This is a genomic window from Aeromonas sp. 5HA1, assembly GCF_029237245.1.
Lineage (GTDB): Bacteria > Pseudomonadota > Gammaproteobacteria > Enterobacterales > Aeromonadaceae > Aeromonas > Aeromonas salmonicida.
Window position 1 is genome coordinate 110774 of sequence record NZ_JAACFW010000014.1, and the last position, 15053, is coordinate 125826.

12 protein-coding genes, 1 tRNA gene and 2 rRNA genes are annotated in these 15053 nt (G+C 59.6%); 7 read left to right on the top strand and 8 right to left on the bottom strand.

What is annotated here, in order from left to right; translation table 11 throughout:
* Nucleotides 1-136: 136 nt before the first annotated feature.
* The 4 genes from GWQ27_RS13995 to GWQ27_RS14010 all read left to right on the top strand — a co-directional run bounded on the left by GWQ27_RS13995 (nucleotide 137) and on the right by GWQ27_RS14010 (nucleotide 4965).
* Nucleotides 137-1135: a BMP family ABC transporter substrate-binding protein gene (locus tag GWQ27_RS13995; protein ID WP_017412538.1), complete on the top strand. Its 999-nt coding sequence runs from the start codon at nucleotides 137-139 to the stop codon at nucleotides 1133-1135.
* Between the two features lie 83 nt (nucleotides 1136-1218).
* A complete protein-coding gene (locus GWQ27_RS14000) occupies nucleotides 1219-2799 on the top strand; it encodes an ABC transporter ATP-binding protein (RefSeq protein ID WP_275907590.1) in 1581 nt (526 codons plus the stop codon).
* 79 nt (nucleotides 2800-2878) lie between these two features.
* On the top strand, nucleotides 2879-3997 hold the full coding sequence (locus GWQ27_RS14005) for an ABC transporter permease (RefSeq protein ID WP_113721079.1): 1119 nt from the start codon (nucleotides 2879-2881) through the stop codon (nucleotides 3995-3997).
* A gap of 2 nt (nucleotides 3998-3999) precedes the next feature.
* Entirely contained in the window at nucleotides 4000-4965 is a 966-nt protein-coding gene (locus GWQ27_RS14010) for an ABC transporter permease (RefSeq protein WP_275907591.1), read from the top strand.
* A gap of 164 nt (nucleotides 4966-5129) precedes the next feature.
* Here GWQ27_RS14010 and GWQ27_RS14015 read toward each other — a convergent pair whose 3' ends face one another.
* Both GWQ27_RS14015 and GWQ27_RS14020 read right to left on the bottom strand, forming a co-directional pair.
* Nucleotides 5130-5570, bottom strand: coding sequence for a TM2 domain-containing protein (locus GWQ27_RS14015; protein WP_021141250.1), 441 nt, complete (start codon nucleotides 5568-5570; stop codon nucleotides 5130-5132).
* A gap of 170 nt (nucleotides 5571-5740) precedes the next feature.
* Nucleotides 5741-6646, bottom strand: a complete 906-nt coding sequence (locus GWQ27_RS14020) for a LysR substrate-binding domain-containing protein (protein WP_005320039.1) — start codon at nucleotides 6644-6646, stop codon at nucleotides 5741-5743.
* 120 nt (nucleotides 6647-6766) lie between these two features.
* On the opposite strand from GWQ27_RS14020, the gene GWQ27_RS14025 reads away from it, so the two are divergent.
* Both GWQ27_RS14025 and fghA read left to right on the top strand, forming a co-directional pair.
* Complete coding sequence (locus GWQ27_RS14025) at nucleotides 6767-7894, top strand: S-(hydroxymethyl)glutathione dehydrogenase/class III alcohol dehydrogenase (protein WP_111589560.1); 1128 nt, start codon at nucleotides 6767-6769, stop codon at nucleotides 7892-7894.
* Between the two features lie 50 nt (nucleotides 7895-7944).
* Nucleotides 7945-8781 carry an S-formylglutathione hydrolase gene (fghA, locus tag GWQ27_RS14030; RefSeq protein WP_111589559.1) on the top strand — a complete coding sequence of 279 codons (837 nt, stop codon included), beginning with the start codon at nucleotides 7945-7947 and terminating at the stop codon, nucleotides 8779-8781.
* 71 nt (nucleotides 8782-8852) lie between these two features.
* Here fghA and GWQ27_RS14035 read toward each other — a convergent pair whose 3' ends face one another.
* On the bottom strand, nucleotides 8853-9575 hold the full coding sequence (locus GWQ27_RS14035; protein WP_275907592.1) for a head GIN domain-containing protein: 723 nt from the start codon (nucleotides 9573-9575) through the stop codon (nucleotides 8853-8855).
* 347 nt (nucleotides 9576-9922) lie between these two features.
* On the opposite strand from GWQ27_RS14035, the gene ovoA reads away from it, so the two are divergent.
* Complete coding sequence (gene ovoA / locus GWQ27_RS14040) at nucleotides 9923-12073, top strand: 5-histidylcysteine sulfoxide synthase (protein WP_275907593.1); 2151 nt, start codon at nucleotides 9923-9925, stop codon at nucleotides 12071-12073.
* Nucleotides 12074-12154: 81 nt separating this feature from the next.
* Here ovoA and GWQ27_RS14045 read toward each other — a convergent pair whose 3' ends face one another.
* The 5 genes from GWQ27_RS14045 to rrf (GWQ27_RS14065) all read right to left on the bottom strand — a co-directional run bounded on the left by GWQ27_RS14045 (nucleotide 12155) and on the right by rrf (GWQ27_RS14065) (nucleotide 15041).
* Nucleotides 12155-13132: a bile acid:sodium symporter family protein gene (locus GWQ27_RS14045; RefSeq protein ID WP_275907594.1), complete on the bottom strand. Its 978-nt coding sequence runs from the start codon at nucleotides 13130-13132 to the stop codon at nucleotides 12155-12157.
* A gap of 364 nt (nucleotides 13133-13496) precedes the next feature.
* On the bottom strand, nucleotides 13497-14462 hold the full coding sequence (gene ebgR / locus GWQ27_RS14050; protein ID WP_275907595.1) for a transcriptional regulator EbgR: 966 nt from the start codon (nucleotides 14460-14462) through the stop codon (nucleotides 13497-13499).
* A gap of 152 nt (nucleotides 14463-14614) precedes the next feature.
* Nucleotides 14615-14729, bottom strand: a 5S ribosomal RNA gene (rrf, locus tag GWQ27_RS14055).
* Nucleotides 14730-14744: 15 nt separating this feature from the next.
* A tRNA-Thr gene (locus GWQ27_RS14060) sits at nucleotides 14745-14820 on the bottom strand.
* 106 nt (nucleotides 14821-14926) lie between these two features.
* Nucleotides 14927-15041 (bottom strand): 5S ribosomal RNA (gene rrf / locus GWQ27_RS14065).
* Nucleotides 15042-15053 lie beyond the last annotated feature (12 nt).

Here is a 15053-nt window from a genome sequence, read left to right on the forward strand (position 1 = left end):
TTTCAAACCGTTACCGCAAACGTTTTTCCTTTATGATCTCCTTGACCCGCTCCATGGCTCACTTACAGTTAGCCAGCGTGCTTTATGCCTGCTCCGGCAGGCTGTGGACCCTCACATAACAATCAAGGATACGATCGTGACTAAAGTGCTCAAGCTGGCCACCGTGGCCGCCCTCACTCTCGCTGCCCTCTCTGCCCAGGCAGCCACCCAACCCGCCGTCATCTATGACACCGCCGGCAAATTCGACAAGTCGTTCAACGAAGCCGTGTTCCGCAACGGCGTCGAAGTCTACAACAAGGACAAAGGGGTCAAGGTCAAGGAGTTCGAACCCCAGAACGAAGCCCAGCGCGAGCAGGGTCTGCGTCGTCTGGCCAGCCGTGGCAACGGCCCCATCGTGGCCGTCGGCTTCAACATGGGCTCGGCCGTCGAGAAAGTGGCGACCGAATTCCCGAAAACCCAGTTCACCATCATCGACATGGTGGTCGACAAGCCGAACGTGCAATCCATCATCTTCAAGGAGCATGAAGGCTCCTTCCTGGTGGGTGCGCTGGCTGCCATCGCCTCCAAGAGCGGCAAGGTCGGCTTCGTGGGCGGCATGGACATACCGCTGATCCGCAAGTTCCAGTGCGGCTACGAGCAGGGTGCCAAGTACGTCAATCCGAAGATCGAAGTATTCCAGAACATGACAGGCTCCACCCCGGCGGCGTTTGCTGACCCGGCCAAGGGTGCCGAACTGGCCAAGTCCCAGTTCGCCAAGGGTGCTGATGTGGTCTATGCCGCCGCTGGCGGTACCGGCATCGGTGTTTATCAGGCCGCCAAGGACGAAGGCAAGTTCGCCATCGGCGTTGACTCCAACCAGAACCACCTGCAACCGGGCACCATGCTGACCTCCATGGTCAAGTCGGTCGGTCTGGCCGCCTACCAAACCTGGGATGATGCCGCCAAAGGCACCTGGAAACCGGGTATCAAGAACCTGGGCCTGGCCGAGGGCGGTGTGGATTGGGCACTCGACAAGGACAACGAGAAGCTGATCACCCCCGAGATGAAAGCCAAGGTGGAAGCCATCAAGGCCGACATCATTGCCGGCAAGGTCAAGGTGCATGACTACATGAGCGACAGCACCTGCAAATACTGAGTTACCGCTACGACTCTCAACCCGATGACCGGCCCGCACGGGCCGGTTTTTAGTCTCTTTTCATGACTCGCAAGGACTGCATCATGGACCAGACAGATCGCTATGCCATCGAATTAAGGGGTATCGATAAGCGGTTCGGCGACGTTTACGCCAACAAGCAGATCGACCTCAAGGTTCAAAAAGGCAGTATTCACGGCATCGTCGGCGAAAATGGCGCCGGCAAGTCGACCCTGATGAGCATCATCTACGGTTTCTACCACGCCGACAGAGGCGAGATGTTCATCGACGGCAACCCCTTCAACCCCCATGGCTCACAAGATGCGATCACCGCAGGCGTGGGCATGGTGCACCAGCACTTTATGCTGGTGAACAATTTTTCCGTGCTGGAGAACGTCATTCTGGGCGCGGAGAACGGCTGGCACCTGGGCCAGAGTCTGGCGGCGGCCGAGAAGCTGCTCGGCGAGCTGGCGCGGGACTATGGTCTCGACGTACCGTTGCACGAAAAGATCGAAGATCTGCCGGTGGGCCTGCAACAGCGGGTCGAGATCCTCAAGGCGCTCTTTCGCGGCGCCCGCATCCTGATCCTCGACGAGCCGACTGGGGTACTGACCCCGCAAGAGGCCGATCACCTGTTCGAAGTGCTGAAAAAGCTGCGGGATCAGGGCGCGACCATCATCCTCATCACCCACAAGTTGCGGGAGATCCTGGCCATCACGGATCAGGTTTCCATCATGCGCCGGGGCGAGATGGTGGCCCACGTGGCGACCAAGGATACCGACAAGGAGCAGCTGGCCGAGCTGATGGTGGGCCGCAAGGTACGTCTCAAGGTCGACAAGGGCCCGAATCTGCCGGGGGCAGCCAAGCTCAATGTCAACGGCCTCAGTTATATCGATGACGCCAGGGTGGAGCGGGTCAAATCCGTCAGCTTCGAGGTGCGAGCCGGTGAAGTGGTCGGCATCGCCGGCGTATCCGGCAACGGCCAGTCCGAGCTGCTCAGTCTGCTCGGCGGCATCCTCAAGCCCAGCAAGGGCAGTTTCACCATCACCAACGACGGCAAGACCCACGAGGTGAGCCTGACTCATCCAGCCGACCCGGAGCGGGTGCGCAACTATGGCCTCGGCCATGTGCCGGAAGACAGGCACAAGATGGGACTCATCAACCGCTTCGAGGCGAAAGAGGCCTTTATCCTCGGCTATCACCGTCGCCCCCAGTACAACAAGGGCTGGCTGCAGAACAAGGAGGCGATCCAGCAGGATTGTCAGGCCAAGATGGAGAAGTGGGATGTGCGTCCGCCCCACCCCGATCACAAGACGGCCAACTTCTCAGGTGGCAACCAGCAGAAGCTGGTGATCGCCCGGGAGGTGGAGCAGGACCCAGATGTGCTGTTGATCGGCCAGCCGACCCGCGGGGTCGACATAGGCGCCATCGAGTATATCCACCAGCAGATCATCGCCATGCGCGACAAGGGCAAGGCTGTGTTGCTGGTGTCGGTGGAGCTGGACGAGATCATGAGCCTGTCTGACCGGATCTTGGTCATCGCCGACGGTCGCATCGTCGGCGAGCTGGATGCCGCCAAGGCAGATGAGCGCACAATCGGCCTGATGATGGCGAACATAGTTCCCGATGAGGTGGCGGCAAGCCAGCCCCAAGGAGCCACAACATGAATGTTCTCTCTAGCTGCATCGGATCTGGTTGGATGATGGCACAGCGGGTGCCTGACGAGATTGCCAAGGAGGCCCACTGATGAGCCAAGCACGTATCCCTGCCTGGATCTCCGTGGGCGTGCTGCCCGCGGTCAATATCCTGCTGGCCTTCCTGGTGTCGGCCATCCTGTTCTACTACCTCGACATCAATCCGGTCGATGCCGCCCAGATCATGTGGTACGGCGCCTTCGGTACCGGTGAAGGGGTCGGTTTCACCCTCTACTACGCGACCGGCTTCATCTTCACCGGCCTGTCGGTAGCGGTGGCCTTTCACGCCGGTCTGTTCAACATCGGCGGTGAAGGTCAGGCCTATATCGGCGGCCTCGGGGTTGGCATGGTCTGTCTGCTGCTCGGCGACACCTTGCCGTTTGTACTCTTGCTGCCGCTCTCCATCATAGCCGGTGGTCTGTTCGGTGCGGCCTGGGCTTTTATCCCGGCCTGGCTGCAAGCCAAGCGTGGCAGCCACATCGTCATCACCACCATCATGTTCAACTTCATCGCCGCCTCCCTGATGGCCTATCTGCTGGTCGAGGTGTTCAAGCCGCCCGGCTCCATGGCCACCGAGAGCAAGGTGTTTGCCGTCACGAGCTGGCTGCCCAAGATGAGTGAGCTGGCGAGCAGTGTTGGCATGGAGATGCCGAACAGCCCGCTCAACATCAGCTTTTTCTGGGCGCTGATCTGTGCGGCCCTGGTGTGGGTCTTCATCTGGCATACCCGCTGGGGGTACGAGATACGGGCGGTCGGCGCGAGCCAGAGTGCCTCCGCCTACGCGGGCATCTCCTATCCCAAGGTGGTGATCCTGGCCATGGTGATCTCCGGCATGCTGTCGGGTTTCTTCGCCCTCAACGTGCTGCAGGGAGAACTGCACCAGATCAAGCTCAACTTCGTGGAAGGGTTTGGCTTCACCGGTATCGCGGTAGCGCTGATGGGACGCAACCATCCGGTCGGCGTCATCATCGCCAGCCTGCTGTTCGGTTTCCTCTATCAGGGGGGCGCCGAGCTCAGCTTCGAGTTCGGGGTCGACCGCAACATAGTGGTGGTGCTGCAAGGCCTGGTGATCCTGTTCTGTGGCGCCCTTGAGCACATGATGCGTCCGCGCATCGAGCAGCTCTATCTGGCGTTTGCCAATCGCTCAACCGCGCAAGCCAAGGGAGTGTGATCATGTTTGAACTGCTGATCCTGATGCTGGATGCGACCATTCGTACCGCTCCGCCGCTCATTCTGGCTGCGATGGCTGGCATGTTTTGCGAGCGCTCCGGTGTGGTCAACATAGCGCTGGAGGGCAAGCTGCTGGCCTCCGCCTTCGCCGGGGGAGCAGCCGCGGCTGTTTCCGGCTCTGCCTGGGTAGGTCTGGGCGCCGGCGTGGGTGTCTCCATCCTGTTCGCCCTGATGCACGGTTTTGCCACCATCACCCACAGGGGCGATCAGGTGGTGAGCGGCATGGCCATCAATATACTGGCGGCCGGTCTGACCGTGACCCTGGGCCGTTACTGGTTCGATCAGGGTGGCCAGACTCCGGCGCTGTCCGGTGCAGCCCGCTTCGCCCCCATAGAGCTGCCCTATGCCAGAGAGCTGTATGACGTGCCCGTGATAGGCCAGCTCTACAGCGAGCTGCTGAGCGGTCACTCCCTGCTGGAGTACGTGGCATTTGCCTGCGTGCCGCTGGCCTGGTGGGTGTTGTTCCGCACCCGCTTCGGTCTGCGTCTGCGGGCGGTGGGCGAGGCCCCGGCGGCGGTCGACACCGCAGGTATCTCTGTGGTGCGGATGCGCTACACGGCGCTCATTATCGGCGGCCTGCTGGCCGGTATCGGCGGCACCTATCTGGCGGTAGCCCAGACGGCCCAGTTCATCCCCAACATGAGCGCGGGCAAGGGCTTTATGGCACTGGCGGCACTGGTGTTCGGCAAGTGGAAACCCTGGAGTGCCATGGCGGCCTGCCTGCTGTTCGGCTTCCTCGATACGGTCGCCATCCGGCTGCAAGGGGTCAGCATCGGCGGTTTCCCGATCCCGGTGCAGGCCATCGAGGCGCTGCCCTACATCCTGACCGTGTTCCTGCTGGCCGGCTTCATCGGCAAGGCGGTGGCACCCAAGGCGCTCGGCACCCCCTACGTCAAGGAGCGGGAGTAACCCTGCTGCTCTCAACAAGAGGCCCACGGAAGTGGGCCTCAACCTGATGCCCTGGATACGCTGACTTGAGCAATGAAAAGAACCCACTCTTTTTCAAAGAGTGGGTTCTTCCGCAATCCGATATGTTTATTAGAGGATTGCTAATTACCAGAATAAGCTATCTGCTAGAACCATACCTTTTTATTGATGATATAGGTCTGCTCAAATTCTTCATCTGATTTAGATATATAAATAACAAATTCGATGAAGGCAATAAGCCCGATAATGACCGATGGCAAACCTAACAGAATAAAACCAAACAAGAAAATCAGCAGCATGATCACACCTTGCTTGGTGTAGCCAAGATAAAACTTATGCGCACCGAAGGCACCCAGGAAAAACGCAAACAATGCAGCGGCCACCTTCTTGGATGCCCCAACATTAGAGGCGATGGCGTAAATGGCTTTTGCGTGCTCGCCTTCAATAGAGAAATCAACTTTCAAGCCATTCTTAGGCAGTTGGCTCCCTTTCCACTCAGTAATATCAAACTGATATCTATTACTATCATCCCCAGAAATCAAACCGGTACGAGCTGTTTCATTAAAATCAATAACCGTGCCTTTCATTATTATCTGTCCTTTAGCAAGAAGAGGAAAAAAGACCAAGTATGAGCAGGTCTAATTCGGCTGACAGGCTACATCAAGAAAGGCTCATATGAAACAAAAATCCATCTGGATACATTGGTATTCTGCCCACCCCCTGTGGTCCCTCTCTTTTATACATACAGCGACCCCTATCAGCCAACCGGGCGAACCAGGGCGGGTTGGTTAGGATCGCTCAGCCGCTCGGCCAGATAGTCCACCAGCAGCCGTACCTTGGGGGATAGGTGGCGGTTGTGGGGATAAAGTGCCCAGATCCCCTCCTCCGGTGCCCGCAGCTCGGGCAGCAGCTCGATAAGCTCCCCCCGGGCCAGGTGGTCACTCACGTAGTAGTCCGGCAGCTGGATGATGCCGATCCCCTTGAGCGCCGCATCCAGCAGGGCGTGGCCGCTGTTGCACTGCAACAGACCGTGCACCCGGACGCTGTGAGGGCGGCCATCCAGGGTGAAGTACCACTCGTCGCCATTGCCCACCAGACAGGTATGGCGGGTCAGCTCGGAGAGGCTGTTGGGCATGCCGTGGCGGGCTGTGTAGGCTGGCGAGGCGCACACATAGGGCACCCGTTGCGCCAGCTTGCGCGCCACCAGACTCGAATCCTTGAGGTGGCCAAGCCGGATCGCCAGATCGTAACCTTCGTGCACCAGATCCAGCAGCTGATTGGTGAGGTTGAGAGTGACCTCCAGCTGGGGGAAACGCACCATGAAGTCGTTTACCAGCGGGGCGATGCGGCTCTCACCGTAAGAGACGGGTGCCGTGATGCGCAGAGAACCCTGCGGCACCGCCTGATGGCGTCCCACCGCCAGCTCTGCCTCGTAGAGGTTGTCCAGCAGCTGACGGCAGTGGCGATAGTAGATCTCGCCTAGCTCGGTAAGCCGCACCTGACGGGTGGTGCGCAGCAACAGCTTGGCCTGCAACCTGTCTTCCAGTTGTGCCACCTGACGGCTGACTTGCGCCACCGACACCCCCAGCTTGCGCGCCGCCGGGGTAAAGCCCCCCTGCTCCGCCACGCTGACAAATTCACAGATCCCTTCCCAGCCGAGCATTATTACCTGTGTGTAAAAGTGATTTGATATTTAGCCTCATTATCACCAAATCGAAGGGAAACTACACTGACTACCTGAGTTCATCTCTGTTCACCTACCGCAACAAGAAGGATGTCATTCATGGCACAGGTTCAAAGCATCAAGTGTAAAGCCGCCATCGCCTGGGGACCGGGCCAGCCCCTCTCCATCGAAGAGGTGGAGGTCATGCCACCCCAGGCCGGTGAAGTGCGGGTGCGGATCGTCGCCACCGGCGTCTGCCACACAGATGCCTTCACGCTATCCGGCGAAGATCCGGAAGGGGTCTTCCCCTGCATCCTGGGCCATGAAGGCGGCGGCATCGTCGAGTCCATCGGGGAAGGCGTCACCAGCGTCAAAGTGGGTGATCACGTGATCCCGCTCTACACCCCCGAGTGCGGCGAGTGCAAGTTCTGCAAATCCGGCAAGACCAACCTGTGCCAGAAGATCCGCGCCACCCAGGGCAAGGGACTGATGCCGGACGGCACCACCCGCTTCTCCAAGGATGGTCAGCCCATCTATCACTACATGGGCACCTCCACCTTCAGTGAGTACACAGTCCTGCCCGAGATCTCCATCGCCAAGGTGGACCCGGCTGCTCCGCTGGAAGAGGTGTGCCTGCTCGGTTGCGGCGTCACTACCGGTATAGGCGCCGTGATGAACACCGCCAAGGTGAAGGAAGGTGAGAGCGTCGCCATCTTCGGGCTGGGTGGCATTGGCCTCTCCGCCGTGATCGGCGCCCGCCTCGCCAAGGCCGGTCGCATCATCGCCATCGACATCAACGAGAGCAAGTTCGAGCTGGCCCGCAAGCTGGGCGCCACCGACTGCATCAACCCGAACGATTACGACAAGCCCATCCAGGAGGTCATCGTCGAGATGACCGACGGCGGCGTCGACTTCTCGTTCGAGTGCATCGGCAACGTCAAGGTCATGCGTGCAGCGCTGGAGTGCTGCCACAAGGGCTGGGGCGAGTCGGTCATTATCGGCGTCGCAGGAGCGGGCCAGGAGATAAGCACACGTCCGTTCCAGCTGGTCACCGGTCGGGTCTGGCGCGGCAGTGCCTTCGGTGGCGTACGCGGTCGCAGCGAACTGCCGAGCTATGTGCAGCGCTACATGCAGGGGGAGTTCAAGCTGGACGACTTCATCACCCATACCATGGGGCTTGAGCAAATCAACGAGGCGTTCGATCTGATGCACGAAGGCAAGAGCATCCGCACCGTCATTCACTACTGAGCATGATCACCCCGCCCGTCCCTCGACGGGCGGGGAGCAGGAGTTCCTCGATGAATCTGGACATTATCAGCAGCAACAAGAGCTTCGATGGCTGGCACAAGCGCTACAGCCACAGCTCCAGCGTGCTCGGCTGCGAGATGCGCTTCGCCATCTATCTGCCGCCCCAGGCCCTCACCGGCCAAAAGGTACCCGTACTCTACTGGCTCTCCGGCCTCACCTGCACCGATGAAAACTTCATGCAGAAGGCGGGGGCACACCGCATCGCCGCCGAGCTCGGCATCGCCCTGGTAGCACCGGACACCAGCCCCCGCGGCGAAGGAGTGGCGGACGATCCCGCTTACGATCTCGGCATGGGGGCAGGCTTTTACGTCAACGCCAGCCAGAGCCCCTGGCGTGATCACTACCAGATGTATGACTACGTCACCCGTGAGCTGCCTGACCTGATAGAGACCCACTTCCCGGTCTCGACCCGCCGCGCCATCAGCGGCCACTCCATGGGGGGGCACGGAGCCCTGATCGCCGCCCTGCGCGAGCCCGGTCGCTACCGATCCGTGTCGGCCTTCAGCCCCATCAGCCACCCGAGCCGCTGCCCCTGGGGGCAGAAGGCGCTCGGTGCCTACCTCGGCAACAATCCCCTGCTGTGGCAGGAGTGGGATGCCTGCCAGCTGCTGCGCCACCACCCGGTAACACCGCTGCCGACCATGGTAGACGTGGGGCTGGACGATCCCTTCCTCGCAGAGCAGCTGCACATCGATGCCCTGGCGGATATTGCCGCCAGCAAGGCCTGGCCGCTGGAGCTCAATCGCCACCCCGGCTATGACCACAGCTACTACTTTGTGGCGAGCTTTATCGAGGCACACCTGCGCTTCCACGCCCGCCATCTCTGATCAAAACAGGCCCATGAAGGGCCTGTTTATTTTCTATTTTCGATTTTCGATTATCTGCTTGCGGTCAGGCTTCAGCTGCCCTGGCGGGTCACGTCTCCCGAACCTGCGATCTCGCTCTGCAGCTTGGGATCTCCCCAGTAACTGACCGAGCCGGATCCGGCGATGCCGACCTTGAGCCGCGCCTGCGCCCGTACCTCCACATCCCCGCTGCCTGCTATGTTGACCTCGACATCTTCGCTGGCGAGCTCGGACCCCAGCACATCGCCGGAACCGGCAATGTTCAGCGCCATGGCTTTGGCAGATCCCTCACCCAGATCCAGACTGCCCGAGCCGGCTATGTTGCCCTCCAGACGGTTCAAATCCAGCTTGCTGGCGACTATGTCACCCGTTCCGGCCACAGACAGCACCAGCCTGTCCCCCTTGAAGCCATGCAGATCACCACGGCCCGTGCCCGCCAGCGCCAGTTCATGGAGCTCGGGCAGAGTGATGGTCAGATCCAGCGGCTCTGTGGGGTCAAGCCGGTAGCCATCCTTCACCTCTATCTCCAGCTTGCTGCCACTCTCGGTCAACTCCAGATAGGGCAAGAGGTTCTCCTGTCCCTTGATATGAATGCCGCTCGCCTCACCCGCCACCAGATGAATATTGGCGGGCACACCGGCCAACACCCGGGTCACCTGTTTGCCCATGGGTTGATGCTGCTCGATGACAGCCCCCGCCCCGGTCACTCGTGTCTCATCCAGCCAGCTGCAGCCACTGAGCCCCATGGCCAGCATCATTCCCATTATCAGTTTCATCGTCACTATCCTCGTTGTGTTCTGGCCGTGTCCGGACCCATTCGGTCTCAAAGATTGCAAACATCGCGCCATATCACCAACTATATGATTTTTATGGACATACCTATTATTCATGGCATCGTCATCAAAATGTAGAGAGCCATTCAGACCATAAGTTGGTAAAACTGACCATGCCCGAACGGGGGCAAGTCCCAGTCAGCTTGCAGCCGCCCGCCGGGCCACCCTGCTGACGGGCCAGGGAAGTTTTTGGTTGTCGCACCTGTCTGTTGAGCCAATAGTGATACCTTGTGCGTATAAAGCTCTCCATTGCGGTAATCCATTTGCTACTGCCAACAAGGAGTCAGAGTGTGACCCAAGTCAGCACCCAGTTTTCCACCGCCGTCGGCCTGCCCGCGCCGACCCGTACCCCGCTGCTGACCGGCAGCGATCCCGAGCAGAAGCGCCGCGAACTGCTCGGCTACTTCTGCCAGACTTTCGATCTCTACGAGAGTCTGTTCGATTGCCTGGCCGATGAGCACGCCTGGTTCAACAAGGCGATCCCGCTACGCCATCCACTCATTTTCTACTACGGCCACACTGCTGCCTTCTTCATCAACAAGCTGCTGGCAGCCCGGCTCATCGATAGCCGCATCGACGCCCGCATCGAGGCCATGGTCGCCATCGGTGTGGATGAGATGAGCTGGGACGATCTGGATGAAACCCACTACGACTGGCCCAGAGTGGCCGAGCTGCGCAGCTACCGCGCCAAGGTACGCACCCGCATGATTGACTTCATTCGCCACATGCCGCTGACACTGCCCATCGACTGGCAGAGCCCGGCCTGGGTCATATTGATGGGGATAGAGCACGAGCGCATCCACCTCGAGACCTCCAGCGTATTGATCCGCCAGCTGCCGCTGGCCTGGGTGCAGCCACAGCCTTATTGGCCCGCCTGCACAGAAGCTCGCCACCGGATTGACGAGGTGCCCGCCAACAACCTGCTGCCAGTGGCCGGTGGTCAGGTGCGCCTCGGCAAACGGGACGCTACTTATGGCTGGGACAACGAATATGGCGAGCGCCACATCGAGATCCCCCCCTTCCAGGCCAGCCGCATGCTGGTGAGCAATGCCGAATACCTCGACTTCGTTCAGGCCGGCGGCTATCAACAGCAAGAGTGGTGGGATCAAGAGGGCTGGGGTTGGTGCCAGTATGCCAGGGCGCGCATGCCCACCTTCTGGGTCGGCGACCCAGCAGAGCCTGAGCAGTTGCAGCTGAGGTTGATGACGGAACGGGTAAGCATGCCCTGGGATTGGCCCGCCGAGGTGAACCAGCTGGAAGCTGCCGCCTTCTGTCGCTGGAAGACGGCCCAGACCGGACTACCCATCCAGCTGCCGAGCGAAGGGGAGTGGATGCTGCTGCGTGAACAACTGGCAGGGGATCAGCCGGACTGGATCGATGCGCCCGGCAACATCAACCTGGCACGCTTCGCCTCCTCCTGCCCGGTGGATGCCTGCCCCCAAGGCAGCTTCTTCGATCTGGTGGGCAACGTCTGGCAGTGGACCAGCACCGCCATCGATGGCTTCAACGGCTTTCGGGTTCACCCGCTCTACGATGACTTCTCTACACCCACTTTTGATGGCAAGCACACCCTCATCAAGGGCGGCAGCTGGATAAGCACAGGCAACGAGGCGCTCAAGTCGTCCCGTTACGCCTTTCGTCGCCACTTCTTCCAGCATGCGGGCTTCCGCTATCTGGTCTCACGTTATCAGGAACCCGTCATAGTGAATCCTTACGAAACCGATACCCTGGTCGCCCAATACCTCGACTTCCAGTACGGCCCGACCCACTTTGGTGTCGCCAACTACGCCAAGACCCTGGCAGATCTTGCTAGCGAGCTGTGCAGCAATCACCAACGGGCGCTGGATATCGGTTGCGCCACCGGTCGTGCCAGCTTTGAACTGGCTCGCCACTTTCAGCATGTGGACGGGGTGGACTATTCGGCACGCTTCATCGACGTGGCACTCTCCCTCGCCAGTCAGGACAGCTTCCGTTATGCCGTACCGCTGGAAGGAGATCTGGTGGAGTATTGTGAGGCGCGTCTGTCGAGCCATCAGCTTGGCACCGAGCAGACCGAGCGCATCCACTTCAGTCAGGGGGATGCCTGCAACCTCAAGCCCAAGTACGACCACTACGATCTGGTGCTCGCCGCCAACCTGATCGACCGACTGCGTGAACCGGCCCGCTTCCTGCGGGACATTGCCCCTCGTCTGCGCAGCGGCGGCCTGCTGGTGCTCACCAGCCCTTACACCTGGCTGACGGAGTACACACCAAAGGCCAACTGGCTCGGTGGCATCCGTGAAAATGGCGAAGCCCTCAGCACCTATCAGGCGTTGCAACGGCTGCTGGCGGAGGAGTTCGAGGAATACTGCCCACCGCGAGATGTCCCCTTCGTCATCCGCGAGACCGCCCGCAAGTATCAACATACTGTGGCGCAACTGACCGTCTGGCGTAAGCGCTGAACTGACGTTGCGGGTGACACAAGCCGGAGAAACAAGAGAGGGAGGCCAGCTGGCCTCCCTCTCTTTTCAACTCGGGTGACGTCACCCCTCCCGGCTTGGAACAAGGGGGCTGGTCTCCTGCTCATGATAGCGGCGCGCCAGCACGGCGCAGACCATCAGCTGGATCTGGTGGAAGATCATCAGCGGCAGCACCATGACCCCGACGCTGGCGGCCGGAAACATGACGTTGGCCATGGGCACCCCGTTGGCCAGGCTCTTCTTGGAGCCGCAGAAGACGATGGTGATCTCGTCCGCCTTGTCGAAACCGAGGCGGCGGCTGATCCAGACGTTCCAACCCAGCACCAGCGCCAGCAGTACGCAACTCAACAGCACTATACTGGCCAGATCGTACCAGCCTACTTGATGCCATATCCCCTGCACCACGGCCTCACTGAAGGCCACATAGACCACCAGAAGAATGGAGCTCTGATCCAGTTTGCCGATGAGCGGGCGATGGCTGTCGACCCAGCAGCCGATGAGCGGCCGGGAAAGGTGGCCCACCACGAACGGCAGCATCAGCTGCACCATGATGGCCTGGATGGAGTGCCAGGTATCGATCCCCTCCCCCTGCACATTGATCATCAATCCCACTAGCACGGGGGAGAGAAAGATGCCGAGGATACTGGAGGCCGAGGCACTGCACACCGCCGCCGACACATTGCCCCCCGCCATGGAGGTAAACGCGATGGCCGACTGTACAGTCGCGGGCAGAGCGCACAGATAGAGGAAGCCGAGGTAGATGGCCGGGCTCAGCCAGAGCGGCACCAGCGGAGTGAGCAGCAACCCCAGCAGCGGGAACAGCACGAAAGTGCTGGCCATCACCACCAGATGCAGTCGCCAGTGGCCGAGGCCCGCCAGCAGGTTCTGGCGCGACAGCTTGGCACCGTGCATGAAGAACAGCAGTGCCACCGCCAGCTTGGTCAGCAGACCGAACCAGACGGCCACCTGCCCCTCGCAGGGGAAGAAGGAGGCCAGGGCCACCACAGCAATCAACACAGAAGTAAAGGGATCCAGACGCACAAGGAATCTCCATCAGAAGCGCATCCCGCCTCCACGGCGGGAGTCAGGCTCGGGGAGGGAAATAAACACAACGGGAGGTGTCGGACACCTCCCGTTGAGACGAACCTCCAGCTTACCGTGATAACCAGGAGGCGCAAGGTTGAGCAACGACCAGTGGATAGAGTGAAATTAAACATGCCTGGATCACCCCAGTCCTGACAGGTACCGGACCAGAAAGTGATCGCCCGGCACCTCCAGCTGAATATCCCCGCTCAGGGTCGCGCCAAGGGCGGCATCAACCAGCACACCTGACCAATCATGGATAAAGAGCCAGGCAGCCCCGTATCGGGATCAGGCGGCCGAAGGTAAGCAAGTTTTACTAAAACTACCGGGTGGTACCACGCAAGATTAGCCGGCTGGGCACCAATACTCGCAGTGGTACAGAGCGCTGATCGCGCAGCCGTTCGACCAGCAGATTGATCCCCTGGGAGCCCATCAACTCGGAGTGGATCCGCACAGTGGAGAGGGGCGGGAAGGTGAACTTGGCGGTGGGGATGTCATTGACGCTGATAAGCTCAATCTGCTGGGGGATGGCCAATCCCTTCTCGTGAATGGCCCTCAATACCCCGATCGCGATGGAGTCGGAGGCAACGAACAACGCCTTGGGCCAATCTCCCTCCAGCATCTCTTTTGCCAACCGATAACCAGAAGCGCTGGAGAAATCCCCGCAGTAGAGGTCCCTCTCCTGCACGACTCCCAACCGTTGGCCGTAGTCGAAAAAAGCCAGTTCACGCAGGTCCGGTGCCTCATTCTGACCACCGATATAACCGATACGCCGGTGCGCTTGTTCGATAAAGTAATCGACCACCTGCTGGCTGATCAGTGCCAGATCCACATCCACAGAATCGAAATCTTTCTGGGAGCGGCAATCCACAAATACCAGGTGGGTGGAGAGACCGCACAGCATGGCAAGACGCTCTGGCGGCAAATGGCCGACGACCAGAATACCGTCAACGGCGGAGAGTTCACGACCTTCACCACCGTTGTAGAAATGGGTCAGCTCGATATTGAGGCCGGCACACTGGGTCTCGATGCCATATCGGATGGCGAGATAGTAGGGATCATTGACCTCGGTACTCTGCGGGTAGGCATAGACAACCAGAAAATGCAGCTTGCTCTTGTGAACCCCTTTGCGGGCGCTGCTGGTCTTGTACTCCAGACGCTCGGCAATCTCGAATATCTTCTGTCGGGTATCTTCCTTGACGCTCAGCGTAGGGTCTTCATTGAGCACTCGCGATACAGTAGCCTGGGATACCCCGGCCTCCTGCGCAATTTCCTTCAACGTGGCCATGCATACTCCTTTGGCGATGGCTCCCGACAACATCAGACAAGATTATCTGGCAACGTATTGGCGTCCCAGCTTTTTTACTAAAAATGACCTCGCGAAAGGAAAAATTCCAAAGCAAAAAGGCCTCCCGAATGGGAGGCCTTTTCTAAATAGGTGCCTGACAGTGTCCTACTCTCGCATGGCGAATGCCACACTACCATCGGCGCTACTGCGTTTCACTTCTGAGTTCGGCATGGGATCAGGTGGTTCCACAGCGCTATTGCCGTCAGGCAAAAGCTTTAAAACTGGTGCTGATACCCAGAGTCGAACTGGGGACCTCATCCTTACCAAGGATGCGCTCTACCAACTGAGCCATATCAGCACACTAACCGGTAAAGACCGCACTGCGTGCGTTATCTAAATCTCTTGTCCGCAACAACCTTACGCTGTCACACGACCAACCACATCGCTGTGATTGCTTAATTGAAGCCTGGCAGTGTCCTACTCTCGCATGGCGAATGCCACACTACCATCGGCGCTACCGCGTTTCACTTCTGAGTTCGGCATGGGATCAGGTGGTTCCACGGCGCTATGGCCGCCAGGCAAATTACTTCA

Bases quoted from the DNA above. Each gene is read 5' to 3' on its own strand.
- GWQ27_RS14000 (WP_275907590.1), top strand. From the start codon at position 1,219: ATGGACCAGACAGATCGCTATGCCATCGAATTAAGGGGTATCGATAAG.
- GWQ27_RS14015 (WP_021141250.1), bottom strand. From the start codon at position 5,570: ATGAAAGGCACGGTTATTGATTTTAATGAAACAGCTCGTACCGGTTTG.
- GWQ27_RS14010 (WP_275907591.1), top strand. From the start codon at position 4,000: ATGTTTGAACTGCTGATCCTGATGCTGGATGCGACCATTCGTACCGCT.
- GWQ27_RS14025 (WP_111589560.1), top strand. From the start codon at position 6,767: ATGGCACAGGTTCAAAGCATCAAGTGTAAAGCCGCCATCGCCTGGGGA.
- GWQ27_RS14035 (WP_275907592.1), bottom strand. From the start codon at position 9,575: ATGAAACTGATAATGGGAATGATGCTGGCCATGGGGCTCAGTGGCTGC.
- fghA (WP_111589559.1), top strand. From the start codon at position 7,945: ATGAATCTGGACATTATCAGCAGCAACAAGAGCTTCGATGGCTGGCAC.
- GWQ27_RS14020 (WP_005320039.1), bottom strand. From the start codon at position 6,646: ATGCTCGGCTGGGAAGGGATCTGTGAATTTGTCAGCGTGGCGGAGCAG.
- ebgR (WP_275907595.1), bottom strand. From the start codon at position 14,462: ATGGCCACGTTGAAGGAAATTGCGCAGGAGGCCGGGGTATCCCAGGCT.
- GWQ27_RS14005 (WP_113721079.1), top strand. From the start codon at position 2,879: ATGAGCCAAGCACGTATCCCTGCCTGGATCTCCGTGGGCGTGCTGCCC.